The organism is Citrobacter portucalensis (assembly GCF_023374935.1).
GTDB lineage: Bacteria > Pseudomonadota > Gammaproteobacteria > Enterobacterales > Enterobacteriaceae > Citrobacter > Citrobacter portucalensis.
The window spans coordinates 3538118-3549969 of record NZ_CP092466.1 but is presented as its reverse complement, the minus strand read 5'-3'; the positions used below and the strand labels follow the sequence as shown (position 1 = coordinate 3549969).

Sequence of the window (11852 nt, the reverse complement as noted above, 5' to 3'; positions counted from 1 at the left end):
TATATCCTGTTGAAACACCTTTTTTGTGCAACTAATAGTTGTCTCCTGACGTCGCTTATAAGATCATACTCCGTTATACGTTGTTTACGCTTTGAGGAATCCACGATGAGTGAGGCTGAAGCCCGCCCGAGTAACTTTATTCGTCAGATCATCGATGAAGATCTGGCCAGTGGTAAGCACACCACTATCCATACCCGTTTTCCGCCGGAGCCAAATGGCTATCTGCACATTGGCCACGCGAAATCCATTTGTCTGAACTTTGGCATTGCGCAAGATTACCAGGGCCAGTGCAACCTGCGTTTTGATGATACGAACCCGGTTAAAGAAGATATCGAGTACGTTGAGTCGATTAAAAACGACGTTGAATGGTTAGGTTTCCACTGGACTGGCGACATTCGCTACTCTTCGGATTACTTCGATCAGCTTCACGCCTATGCGGTAGAGCTTATTAATAAAGGCCTGGCGTACGTTGACGAACTGTCAGCGGACGAAATCCGTGAATACCGCGGCACGCTGACTCAGCCTGGCAAAAATAGCCCGTACCGCGATCGTAGCGTCGAAGAGAACCTGGCGCTGTTCGAAAAAATGCGTGCCGGTGGTTTTGAAGAAGGTAAAGCCTGCCTGCGTGCGAAAATCGACATGGCGTCGCCGTTTATCGTGATGCGCGATCCGGTGCTGTACCGTATTAAGTTCGCCGAACACCACCAGACCGGCAACAAGTGGTGCATCTACCCGATGTACGACTTTACCCACTGCATCAGCGATGCGCTGGAAGGCATTACGCATTCCCTGTGTACGCTGGAGTTCCAGGATAACCGTCGTCTGTACGACTGGGTGCTGGACAACATCACCATTCCGGTTCATCCGCGTCAGTACGAATTCTCGCGCCTGAATCTGGAATATACCGTGATGTCCAAGCGCAAGCTGAACCTGCTGGTGACCGACAAGCACGTTGAAGGCTGGGACGATCCGCGTATGCCGACGATTTCTGGCCTGCGTCGTCGCGGTTACACCGCTGCCGCGATCCGTGAGTTCTGCAAACGCATTGGCGTGACCAAGCAAGACAACACCATTGAGATCGCTTCTCTGGAATCCTGTATCCGCGAAGATCTGAACGAAAACGCCCCGCGCGCGATGGCGGTTATCGATCCGGTTAAACTGGTTATCGAAAACTATCCGCAGGGCGAAAGCGAATTGGTCACCATGCCTAACCATCCGAACAAACCGGAAATGGGCAGCCGCGAAGTGCCATTTAGCGGTGAAATTTGGATCGATCGCGCAGACTTCCGTGAAGAAGCCAACAAGCAGTACAAGCGTCTGGTGATGGGCAAAGAAGTACGCCTGCGTAATGCTTATGTGATCAAGGCCGAACGTGTTGAGAAAGATGCGGAAGGGAATATCACCACCATTTTCTGCACCTACGATGCCGACACCCTGAGCAAAGACCCGGCCGATGGTCGTAAAGTCAAAGGCGTTATTCACTGGGTGAGCGCGTCCCATGCGCTGCCGATTGAAATCCGCTTGTATGATCGTCTGTTTAGCGTGCCAAATCCAGGCGCGGCGGAAGACTTCCTGTCCGTTATTAACCCGGAATCGCTGGTCATTAAGCAGGGTTACGGTGAGCCGTCGCTGAAGGCAGCGGTTGCAGGTAAAGCGTTCCAGTTTGAGCGTGAAGGTTACTTCTGCCTGGACAGTCGTTATGCAACGGCTGACAAGCTGGTGTTTAACCGTACCGTTGGTCTACGTGACACGTGGGCTAAAGCGGGCGAATAAGCCGTAACACATCCTCTCTAAACGCCGCTTCATGCGGCGTTTTTTTTCGCAAAAAAAACGTGTTCCAGGCTCCGTTTGCGGAGCGAATTAATTACATGTCCGTAATAATGGGCTGGGCGAATGTTTTTACGTTTAAATAACTTACCTCAATATGAAATGGGCTGAAACCGATTTCATCTCCATGGAAAACAAGCGATTTTTTAATTTTTTCAACGCTTTTTTATCTTCCGATGAAAATGTAACAGAAAGCAATCAAATATGTGCGGTTGCTCATACTATTACATACTCGTTACAGAAAGAGATTGATAATTCGCGTCGCGAAAAATAGTCTATTCATTGTAGTCACTGAGGTTTTCTTAGCGCTACTTTTTTATTTTTTGTTTTTTCGCTGTCCGCTTTTGTCGGCAGCATTTTATATGTCAAAGAGGATTAACATATGCGTACGTTTAGTGGCAAACGTAGTACGCTGGCGCTGGCTATCGCCGGTATCACAGCAATGTCGGGTTTTGTTGTCGCTCCGCAGGTACACGCCGAAGGATTTATTGATGACTCAACCTTAACAGGTGGCATCTATTACTGGCAGCGTGAGCGTGACCGTAAAGATGTGACCGATCATGACAAATATAAAACCAACCTTTCTCACTCCACCTGGAACGCTAACCTCGACTTCCAGTCCGGTTATGCGGCCGATATGTTTGGTATTGATATCGCAGCATTTACCGCTATTGAAATGAACGAAAGTAGCGAAAGCGGCCATCCAAACGAAATCGCATTTTCTTCCAAAAATAAAGGCTATGACGAGGATTACTCCGGCGATAAGAGCGGGATTAGCCTTTATAAAGCAGCAGCCAAATTTAAATACGGCCCAACCTGGGCGCGCGCCGGTTACATTCAACCAACCGGGCAGACTCTGCTGGCACCGCACTGGAGCTTTATGCCAGGTACCTATCAGGGTGCTGAAGCCGGTGCCAACTTCGATTACGGTGATGCTGGCGCACTGAGCTTCTCCTATATGTGGGCTAACGAATATAAAGCACCGTGGCACACCGAAGTCGATAAATTCTATCAGGCTGATAAAAAGACCAGCGTTGATTACCTGCACTCAATTGGCGCGAAATATGACTTCAAAAATAACCTCTTGCTGGAAGCGGCATTTGGTCAGTCTGAAGGTTATGTCGATCAGTACTTCGCAAAAGCCAGCTACAAATTCGATTTAGGCGGTAACCCATTTACCACCAGCTACCAGTTCTACGGTGCACGCGACAAGGTTGATGATCGTACCGTGAACGATATTTATGATGGCACTGCCTGGTTGCAGGCGTTGACCTTTGGCTACAAAGTGGCAGAAGTCGTCGACCTTCGTCTGGAAGGGACCTGGGTTAAAGCGGACGGCCAGCAGGGTTACTTCCTGCAGCGTATGACCCCAACCTACGCCTCTTCAAATGGCCGTCTGGATGTCTGGTGGGATAACCGTTCTGACTTCAACGCCAACGGTGAAAAGGCAGTCTTCTTCGGCGCAATGTATGACCTGAAGAACTGGAATCTGCCGGGCTGGGCGGTAGGTGCGTCCTACGTTTACGCATGGGATGCTAAGCCATCAACCTGGCAGCTCAACCCGGATGCGTACTACGACAAAAACCGGACTATCGAAGAATCTTCTTACAGCCTGGATGCGGTCTACACCCTGCAGGAAGGTCGTGCGAAGGGCACCATGTTTAAGCTGCACTTCACTCAGTACGACAACCATTCAGACATTCCGAGCTGGGGCGGTGGTTACGGCAACATGTTCCAGGATGAGCGCGACGTGAAGTTCATCGTTATTGCTCCGTTCACCATCTTCTAATGCCAACAGCGGCAGGTCGGGTGCCTGCCGCATCGTTGAGGAAAGTGCTATGAAAAAACTGATACTCATCGCCGTTATGGCATCAGGGCTGGTGGCGTGTGCGCAATCTCCTGCGCCGAAAGAGGACAGCCGTCTGAAAGAAGCCTACAGCGCGTGTATTAATACCGCGCAGGGATCGCCGGAGAAAATTGAAGCCTGCCAAAGCGTGTTGAATGTGCTGAAGAAAGAAAAACAGCACCAACAGTTTGCCAATGAAGAAAGCGTACGCGTGCTGGATTATCAGCAGTGTATCCAGGCCACGCGCACGGGTAACGGTCAGTCCGTCAATGCTGATTGTGACAAGGTCTGGCAGGAAATACGCAGTAAGAATACTGCGCAGTAAATTGAAAAAATGAAAATACAACGGGCGGAGAATTCTCCGCCCGTTTGCATGTCAGAGTTTCTGTTCGGCCGGTTGATAATGACGACTCAGGCGGACAAACAGCATTGCCGTGGCGGCGAGTCCGCAAAGTGCCGCGCACATCAGCCACCATCCCGGCGAGCTTTTATCTCCGGTTAGCTGGACCAGCGCCGTGGATATGACGGGTGTCAGACCGCCAAAAATCGCCGTAGCCAGACTGAAGGCCAGTGAAAAACCCACCGTACGGACATAGACAGGCATCACCTCGGTGAGTGCCGCGACCATTGCCCCATTGTACATACCAAAAAAGAACGAGAACCAAAGCAGGACCAGCGTCATACGCGTAAAATCTGGTGCGGCGGTGAGCCAGTGCATTACCGGCCAGGTGGTGATCAGTGCGAGTAGGGTAATCCCCATCAATACCGGACGACGACCAATTCGGTCAGAAATCGCCCCGCCAATCGGCAGCCAAATAAAGTTAGAAATACCGACCAGCATGGTGACTATCAGGCTATCACGGGCGCTCAGGTGGAGTACAGCCCTGCCGTAGGTCGGGGTATAGACGGTTATGAAGTAAAACGTCGTTGTGGTCATCGCTACCAGCAGCGTACCTGCTGAGATAAGACGCCAGTTTTTGAGGATAGTGGTGAAAATCTCCCTGGTGTCGGGACGGTGCGTGCGTTGTAAAAATGCATCGGTTTCCTGAAGCGAGCGGCGCAGGACGAAGATCAACGGAATAATCATACAACCAATAAAGAACGGAATGCGCCAGCCCCATTCAGAGATTTCATCGTGCCCCAGCGTGGCATTCAGGCCGTAGCCAATCAGCGCTGCCACCACAATGGCAACCTGTTGGCTGGCGGACTGCCAGCTGGTGTAGAAACCTTTATTGCCAGGCGTGGCGATTTCAGAAAGATAAACCGAAACGCCGCCCAACTCTACGCCCGCAGAGAAGCCCTGCAATAATCGACCGACTAATACCAGCACAGGAGCCAGCAGGCCAATACTTTGATAACCGGGAACCAGGGCAATCAGCAGGGTCCCGCAGCCCATGATCGCCAGCGTCACCATCAGTCCTTTGCGTCGGCCAATTCTGTCGATATAAGCACCCAGCACTATTGCGCCAACGGGCCGCATTAAAAAACCCGAACCGAAAACCGCAAAGGTCAACATGAGCCCGGCAAACTCACTCTCCGCGGGGAAGAACGTCTTTGCAATATAGGTGGCGTAAAACCCGAACAGAAAAAAGTCGAACTGTTCGAGAAAATTACCGCTGGTTACCCGCAGTATTGCGCCGAAAGTTCCGGCGCGCGATGGTTGTTGTGTCATTGGGTTTGCTCCACTGTCTTATCATAATATTTATAGAGGTAAGAGTTTGCGGGTTAGTCGCCTGTGACCCCCGCCTGTTTGCCGCGCCGTTTCTCAATCGCCCACTTGAGTAAGGCTGCGCAGCGGTAAAATCCGTGGGCAAATTTTCCGTAAGGAATGGTCAGAAAAAGCGCCATGACCACACCGAGATGAATGGCCAGTAAAATAGCCATCCATGAAGTGTCCCTTCCCGCCAGCAGCGCCAGACCGGTCAGACTGGTCAGCAGCAGCAGCAAAATAAAACCGCGATCCATCGGTTTTTGCCGTGCGTCGCCATGTAGCGGTGAGCGCTTAAGATTAAGCCATAGCAAGCCAGCCGGGCCGACAACCAGGCCAATGCCACCCAACGTGCCCAGCATGACCGGAACGCTGAAGAACGGGTAGGGCGCTTCTATGCCTGCAAAGTAGTGATAGCCTGTTGCCACCACGGTGGCGGCAAAGCAGAGCATAAAACCGTAGAAGGTAAAGTGGTGGAAACGGCGGCGCATCAGGGTGAAGGCATCATCCGCTTCGTTACAACCTTTGCCGTGGCCACCATCGAGATATTTCAGCGTCAGCGCATCGTGTGAGGCTTCAGCGATCTCGGCGGAACGCGGCATACCCGGAGAGATCTCGCGCCAGAAGCGGATCACGCCCGCCATCAGCAAACCGATCGCCAGAATAAACACCGAACCAAACATCCAGGCCAGCAGGTTATGCGGGAAAATTTGATAGAAATCCCCGGCCAGTGGAGGATGGAATAATGAACCTTTCAAACCTATAGCGAGGAGTAAAAACAGGATCAGACCGAAAACCAGCGCCAGCGTCACGGTTACGCCTGCGCGACGATAAAGCGTGCCAAAGGCGGCGGGTTGCGCGTAATGCTGATAGGTTTCGAGCCGGACTTCCGCCATCGCTTTCGGCACGTTGATGGCAAATTCATGAGGTGGGGCATACTGACACGCGTGCAGGCAAGCGCCGCAGTTATGGCACAAGTTTGCCAGATAATTGATATCCGCTTTACCGAATTCCAGACGCTGCGTCATGGCCGGGAACACGGCGCAAAAGCCTTCACAATAGCGACAGGCATTGCACACCTGCATTACACGTTCAACTTCCGCTTCCGGTTCGGTGATAATTTGTGCATCGATGATCAGTTTCTCAAGCTGCTTCATGACGTGTCTCCTTACGTGCGGCCAGCGCGGCTTCTTTTCCGGCAATGCGGCCAAAGGTGGTGCCGATCGACATCCCCACGCCTGCGGTGTAACCCTTGCCCAGCACGTTGCCCGCCATCATCTCTCCGGCGACGAACAGGTTACGGCTTGGAAGCCCGGCAAAATGCACAGCGGCGCGTTCGTTCACTTTTAACCCAAGATAAGTGAAGGTGATCCCTGGCCGCAGGGCATAGCCGTAGTATGGCGGCAGGTCCAGCGGTCGCGCCCAATGCGTTTTCGCGGGTAGCAAATCTTTAGTGGCGCAGTTATCCAGAACGGTATGGTCGAACTGACCTGGCTGGCAGGCGTTGTTGTACTCTGTCACGGTGTGGGTAAAGCGTTCGGCATCCAGTCCTAACTGAAGGGCCAGTTCTGCCAGCGTATTGGCCTGCGTGCCAGGAAAGACCGGAGGCATGAAGTGTCCGATAGCTTTACTGTCGATGATGGAGTAGCCAATCTGTCCTGGCTGTTGAGCGACCAGACGTCCCCAGATGGCGTAGCGTTTGGGCCAGAAATCTTCACCTTCATCATAAAAACGCTCAGCGTCCCGGTTCACCACAATACCGAGCGAGACGCAGTCCACGCGAGTGCAAATCCCGCCGTCATATAATGGCGCTCTGGCATCAATTGCCACACAGTGTGACTGGGAGGGATCGCCAATAATGTCTGCGCCAGCATCCATCATAAATTTGAGCAGTACGCCCTGATTAAAACGCGTGCCGCGAATCAGAAAGTTATCCGCAGGCCACTCGCCGCGGGCATTTTCCCCCCAGGCTTCGCGCAACCACTCCCGGTTAGATTCGAATCCGCCAGCGGCAAGCACGCAGGACTTAGCGGTGATGCGCTCTTCGCCTGCCAACGCCGCCACGAACTCGCCATTACGCAGTTCAAGCGCCTGAACGGGGGTGTTATAGCGAATTTGAACGCCCAGCTTTTCTGCGCTGCGATAATAGGCATTCACCAGGGCCTTTCCACCGCCCATAAAAAAGGCGTTGGTTCGCGCCACGTGCAAAGCGCCGGAGAGAGGAGGTTGAAAGTTAACGCCGTGCTGACGCATCCAGTCACGGCATTGTGAAGAGGTACGGATCACCAGACGCGCCAGCGCTTCGTTGGTATTCCCTTCCGTGACGCGCCACAGATCCTGCCAGAATTCTTCTTCAGGATAGCTTTCCACCAGCACATCCTGCGGCGCGTCATGCATACAACGTAAATTACGTGTGTGTTGGGAGTTTCCTCCGCGCCATTCACGGGGAGCCGCTTCGAGCAGGAGTACCGAAGCTCCTTGCTCGCGGGCAGACAAGGCAGCGCATAACGCGGCATTGCCACCACCAATCACCAGAACATCAACCATCGTATACTCCATTACCATTTAACCATTTGTTAAATTTGTAATTAAAATGTATACGCACGGCTTGTGCGGGCGCTATGACGTGGTGCTAAACGGTACTTTAGTTATTGTAAAGGATGGCGCCAGGCCAGCTTCCTGCTTCCACCAGTTGATGCATCACTTTCGTCAGCACCACGCGGGCCGCGAGGCCTGCCGGGGTGAGTTCATCGTCTGAGAGACTCACCAGAAAGTTGGGGCGGCTAAGTATTGGATTGTGGACGCCGATCACTCTTAGCGTCTCTTTATCGAGATGGGAAATTGCCGCGCCGGGCTGGAGAGTGGCACCAATGCCACTGCGCACGGCGCGCATGAGTAGCGCCAGACCATCAATTTCCGTGGCGATCTCAATGTTCAGCGCGTGTTCCTGACAAATCGCTTCCAGCCTGCCGCGCAGACCGTGGCCCGGGCTTGGCATTATCAATGGGATACTTGCCAGCTGGGCTGGAGCAATATTGTCATCGGCAATATCAGCCAGTAAGGCATGAGTCCCAATCAAAAACAGCCGCTCTTCGAGAATCGGTATGGCGCTCCAGCGCAGGATCTTTTCTTTCTGAAACACGACAGCCAGATCAATCTGGCGGGTATTAATCATCCGCTCCAGATTGCCAGAGAGGCTTTCCACCACATGCAGACGGACATCACTGTAGCTTTCCCGCATGGCGTTGATAAACGGCATTCCGAGAACGGAAGCAGTACTGGGAGCCATGCCGACGCTGACGTGCCCGGAAAGCCGGGACTCGCGTGCGGCGAGGATCGCGTCGTCTGCGTGACGAAGCGCCAGCTGCGCCTGGGAGTAAAAAGCCAGCCCGGCGCTGGTGGGTGTCACACCGCGCGAGGTGCGCTGCAGCAGGCGAATAGCGAGTTCGCTTTCCAGACGCGACATTTGCTGGCTGAGTGCCGAAACCCCGATATTGAGATCGAGTGCCGCGCTACCCATGCTGCCGGTTTCTACAATGCGCACAAAATAGCGTAGCTGGCGAAGTTCCATTTCGACTCTCCGGAAGGGGCAATTGATTTTTACATTAAAGCAACACAGGAGCGGAGGGAAGGGGAAAAGGGCAGGTAATGCCCATAAAAAAAGCCAACCGGAAGGTTGGCTTTTCAAAAAGCATTACATTATTTGCCGTCGTGGGCATGCTCATCTTCGCGGCAATCGCCTTCAGCGCAGTGGCCGTAGAGATAGAGACTATGGTTGGTTAAACGAATACCATGTTTAGCCGCAATCTCACGCTGGCGCGCTTCGATGGAATCATCGCTGAACTCGACTACTTTGCCGCAGTCGAGACAGATGAGGTGATCGTGATGATGCTGTTGAGTCAGTTCGAAGACGGATTTACCACCTTCAAAATTATGGCGGGTCACGATACCGGCATCATCAAACTGGTTCAGCACACGATACACGGTCGCCAGACCAATTTCTTCACCCATATCGATCAGGCGTTTGTATAAATCTTCCGCACTGACGTGATGGTTATCCGGTTCCTGAAGAACTTCCAGAATTTTTAAACGAGGAAGCGTTACTTTCAGGCCAGCCTTCTTTAATGCGGTATTGTTGTCAGTCATGCGGAATCTGTCCTGTAGCTAAACGATTCACTTCATTAACAGAAGTGACAGAAATTGCACTTGAGATAATGCGTATCATTATAGAACTGCCATGGCTAAATGAAAACTGCAAGTCTCTGGCATATATTGTTAATCAAAACGTGGTATCGCCGACAAACACACTGTGCAACACCCGATTGGCATCCAGCCATTGTACAGGGTCAGACGAAAAAGTTACAAATTTGTAGCAATTATTTTGATTGGTTTTATCTATTGATGCGGCGCAGATGGAAATCTACGCCGCACGAAATCAGGCATTAATGATTTCGTCGAGGTGCAGCTCTTCAGAGATCTGCTTAACCCATTTTTCTACGCGTTCTGCTGTCAGTTCTGGCTGGCGATCTTCATCGATAGCCAGACCGACAAAGTGGTCGTCGTCAGCCAGGCCTTTAGACGCTTCAAAGTGATAACCCGCCGTCGGCCAGTGACCAACGATGGTTGCGCCGCGCGGTTCGATGATGTCGCGAATGGTCCCTAACGCATCGCAGAAATATTCTGCGTAATCTTCCTGGTCGCCGCAGCCGAACAATGCAACCAGTTTGCCATTAAAATCAATGTCTTCGAGGGTAGGGAAGAAGTCGTCCCAGTCACACTGCGCTTCACCGTAGTACCAGGTTGGGATGCCGAGCAGCAGAATGTCATAACCTTCGAGGTCTTCTTTGCTGCTTTTTGCAATGTCATGAACATCGGCAACGTCTTTACCAAGCTGTTTTTGAATCATTTTTGCGATGTTTTCGGTATTACCGGTGTCGCTGCCGAAAAAGATGCCAGTGATTGCCATGAGTTAAATAACCTCTTGAAACTTATTGAAATGGTGGTGGCGCATTGCCCACGGATAAGGGCAATCATAGCAGAACAGTCAGGCATGCGGAAACAGCAAACACGCAGGACTGCACTCTGTGCTACACGATTTATGATTTAGAGCAGAAATTCAGACTATGCCTGACCGCGCAATGTGCTGAGTTGGGTCATCAGCATCTCTTCGATGAGTTCACTGCGACTCATGTTGCGCGCCTCGGCCAGCTCGTTCAGAGCGTCAACGGCATCAGCGTTCAGTTTCAGTTCGACACGCTTAAGCCCGCGAACTTTGTCACGCTTAAGCTGATTACGTTTATTAATACGTAACTGTTCATCACGCGAGAGCGGATTAGTTTTGGGTCGTCCCGGGCGACGCTCCTGCGCGAACAGATCTAATGTCGTACGGTCCGTTTGTTCTTTGGCCATGATCTTGGTGACTTCGGGGAAACAATCAGCCAGGCGTCTGCCCGGATGGATAGCGCGCCATAATACATCAGCAGGGGTGACACGCCAACGCCCACGCGCGTAATCGCGCGCAGACGCTGAGTTTTTAATCAGTTAGCCTGTTCGTTCAGATAACGACGGATGGCGCGCAGCACCGCCTCCGGTTTTTCCGCATGCACCCAATGACCGGCTCCTGCAATAACATGCGCCCGAGCCTGTGGGAATTGCGCCAGCAGTTGTTCGCGATACGCTTCGGTAACATACGGTGAGTTGCCGCCAGGGATAAACAGCGCCGGGTGCTCCCACGCAGGAATGGTTTCCCAACCGACGATATGAGGATACTGATCCCACAGCACGGGAACGTTAAAACGCCATTCGCCGTCGACGAAAGATTTCAGCAGAAACTGGATTACGCCTTCCTCATGCAGATGTTGACGCATGACGCTGGCCGCCTGCTGACGCGAAGTGGCCTGGGCATCGGTTACGGCATTAATAGCGGTAAAGATCGCATCGTGACGGCGAACATGATAGTCGACCGGAGCAATATCAATGGCCACCAGTCGATCGATACGATCAGGAGCCAGTGCGGTTAACGCCATGACGGCTTTTCCCCCCATCGAGTGACCAATAAAGGTCGCCTTTTCTATTTGCTGAGCGTCCAACGTATCCAGCAAATCTTGCGCCATGGCCGGATAATTCATCTCAGTGGAACGAGGGGAGAGGCCATGATTTCGCATATCGACCTGGATGATATCGTGATCGACCACCAGATCGCGCGCCAGGATCCCCAGGTTATCCAGACTGCCAAACAGGCCGTGAACCAGGACGATGGGAGAATTATTGTGCAGGTTTTGCGCAGATTGCGCTCGGATATTCAATTTCATGGCAAAGTTCTTTTTTTCACACTCACGGGTTAGGGTATCATGTTGACCATTCTGCCACATGGCTGCAACAACTACGGTTACTCTGAGTTTTGCTGGCCACCAGGCTTGACGCTATCCGCTGTTGGGATTTGCCTTTACACTACGTGTGTTTACCCCGACA

Annotated in this window: 12 protein-coding genes; 3 read left to right on the top strand and 9 right to left on the bottom strand. The window is 52.2% G+C overall.

Translation table 11 applies throughout. The features are described from left to right. The first annotated feature begins 105 nt into the window (after positions 1-105). From glnS to LY264_RS17305, 3 genes are all read left to right on the top strand, one after another. On the top strand, positions 106-1773 hold the full coding sequence (glnS, locus tag LY264_RS17315; protein ID WP_048226099.1) for a glutamine--tRNA ligase: 1668 nt from the start codon (positions 106-108) through the stop codon (positions 1771-1773). A gap of 436 nt (positions 1774-2209) precedes the next feature. Beyond that, positions 2210-3616 carry a chitoporin ChiP gene (chiP, locus tag LY264_RS17310; protein ID WP_008784105.1) on the top strand — a complete coding sequence of 469 codons (1407 nt, stop codon included), beginning with the start codon at positions 2210-2212 and terminating at the stop codon, positions 3614-3616. Positions 3617-3665: 49 nt separating this feature from the next. Then, positions 3666-3998 carry a ChiQ/YbfN family lipoprotein gene (locus tag LY264_RS17305; RefSeq protein WP_008784106.1) on the top strand — a complete coding sequence of 111 codons (333 nt, stop codon included), beginning with the start codon at positions 3666-3668 and terminating at the stop codon, positions 3996-3998. A gap of 51 nt (positions 3999-4049) precedes the next feature. Here the strand turns inward: LY264_RS17305 and tcuC are convergent, their stop codons facing one another. The 9 genes from tcuC to ybfF all read right to left on the bottom strand — a co-directional run bounded on the left by tcuC (position 4050) and on the right by ybfF (position 11692). Then, positions 4050-5345, bottom strand: coding sequence for an MFS transporter (gene tcuC, locus LY264_RS17300; RefSeq protein WP_048226097.1), 1296 nt, complete (start codon positions 5343-5345; stop codon positions 4050-4052). Between the two features lie 53 nt (positions 5346-5398). Beyond that, entirely contained in the window at positions 5399-6538 is a 1140-nt protein-coding gene (gene tcuB, locus LY264_RS17295) for a tricarballylate utilization 4Fe-4S protein TcuB (RefSeq protein ID WP_048226096.1), read from the bottom strand. Continuing rightward, positions 6525-7928 carry an FAD-dependent tricarballylate dehydrogenase TcuA gene (gene tcuA / locus LY264_RS17290; protein WP_048226094.1) on the bottom strand — a complete coding sequence of 468 codons (1404 nt, stop codon included), beginning with the start codon at positions 7926-7928 and terminating at the stop codon, positions 6525-6527. The genes tcuB and tcuA overlap by 14 nt, the downstream gene beginning before the upstream one ends. 97 nt (positions 7929-8025) lie before the next feature. Beyond that, positions 8026-8952 (bottom strand): tricarballylate utilization LysR family transcriptional regulator TcuR, encoded by a 927-nt coding sequence (gene tcuR, locus LY264_RS17285; protein ID WP_048226092.1) that lies wholly within the window; start codon positions 8950-8952, stop codon positions 8026-8028. A 128-nt stretch (positions 8953-9080) separates the two neighbouring features. Next, positions 9081-9527, bottom strand: a complete 447-nt coding sequence (gene fur, locus LY264_RS17280) for a ferric iron uptake transcriptional regulator (protein WP_003022836.1) — start codon at positions 9525-9527, stop codon at positions 9081-9083. Next, positions 9520-9606, bottom strand: a complete 87-nt coding sequence (locus tag LY264_RS17275) for a ryhB-regulated fur leader peptide (RefSeq protein ID WP_100247215.1) — start codon at positions 9604-9606, stop codon at positions 9520-9522. Before LY264_RS17275 ends, fur begins: the two co-directional genes overlap by 8 nt. 210 nt (positions 9607-9816) lie before the next feature. Continuing rightward, positions 9817-10347, bottom strand: a complete 531-nt coding sequence (gene fldA, locus LY264_RS17270) for a flavodoxin FldA (protein ID WP_003022839.1) — start codon at positions 10345-10347, stop codon at positions 9817-9819. A 155-nt stretch (positions 10348-10502) separates the two neighbouring features. Continuing rightward, positions 10503-10790 carry a LexA regulated protein gene (ybfE, locus tag LY264_RS17265; RefSeq protein WP_003831362.1) on the bottom strand — a complete coding sequence of 96 codons (288 nt, stop codon included), beginning with the start codon at positions 10788-10790 and terminating at the stop codon, positions 10503-10505. 128 nt (positions 10791-10918) lie between these two features. After that, positions 10919-11692 (bottom strand): esterase, encoded by a 774-nt coding sequence (gene ybfF, locus LY264_RS17260; protein WP_048226455.1) that lies wholly within the window; start codon positions 11690-11692, stop codon positions 10919-10921. Positions 11693-11852 lie beyond the last annotated feature (160 nt).

Excerpts from the sequence above, each read along its gene's own strand:
- glnS (WP_048226099.1), top strand. The coding sequence starts at position 106 with ATGAGTGAGGCTGAAGCCCGCCCGAGTAACTTTATTCGTCAGATCATC.
- chiP (WP_008784105.1), top strand. The coding sequence starts at position 2,210 with ATGCGTACGTTTAGTGGCAAACGTAGTACGCTGGCGCTGGCTATCGCC.
- LY264_RS17305 (WP_008784106.1), top strand. The coding sequence starts at position 3,666 with ATGAAAAAACTGATACTCATCGCCGTTATGGCATCAGGGCTGGTGGCG.
- tcuC (WP_048226097.1), bottom strand. The coding sequence starts at position 5,345 with ATGACACAACAACCATCGCGCGCCGGAACTTTCGGCGCAATACTGCGG.
- tcuB (WP_048226096.1), bottom strand. The coding sequence starts at position 6,538 with ATGAAGCAGCTTGAGAAACTGATCATCGATGCACAAATTATCACCGAA.
- tcuA (WP_048226094.1), bottom strand. The coding sequence starts at position 7,928 with ATGGTTGATGTTCTGGTGATTGGTGGTGGCAATGCCGCGTTATGCGCT.
- tcuR (WP_048226092.1), bottom strand. The coding sequence starts at position 8,952 with ATGGAACTTCGCCAGCTACGCTATTTTGTGCGCATTGTAGAAACCGGC.
- fur (WP_003022836.1), bottom strand. The coding sequence starts at position 9,527 with ATGACTGACAACAATACCGCATTAAAGAAGGCTGGCCTGAAAGTAACG.
- LY264_RS17275 (WP_100247215.1), bottom strand. The coding sequence starts at position 9,606 with ATGATACGCATTATCTCAAGTGCAATTTCTGTCACTTCTGTTAATGAA.
- fldA (WP_003022839.1), bottom strand. The coding sequence starts at position 10,347 with ATGGCAATCACTGGCATCTTTTTCGGCAGCGACACCGGTAATACCGAA.
- ybfE (WP_003831362.1), bottom strand. The coding sequence starts at position 10,790 with ATGGCCAAAGAACAAACGGACCGTACGACATTAGATCTGTTCGCGCAG.
- ybfF (WP_048226455.1), bottom strand. The coding sequence starts at position 11,692 with ATGAAATTGAATATCCGAGCGCAATCTGCGCAAAACCTGCACAATAAT.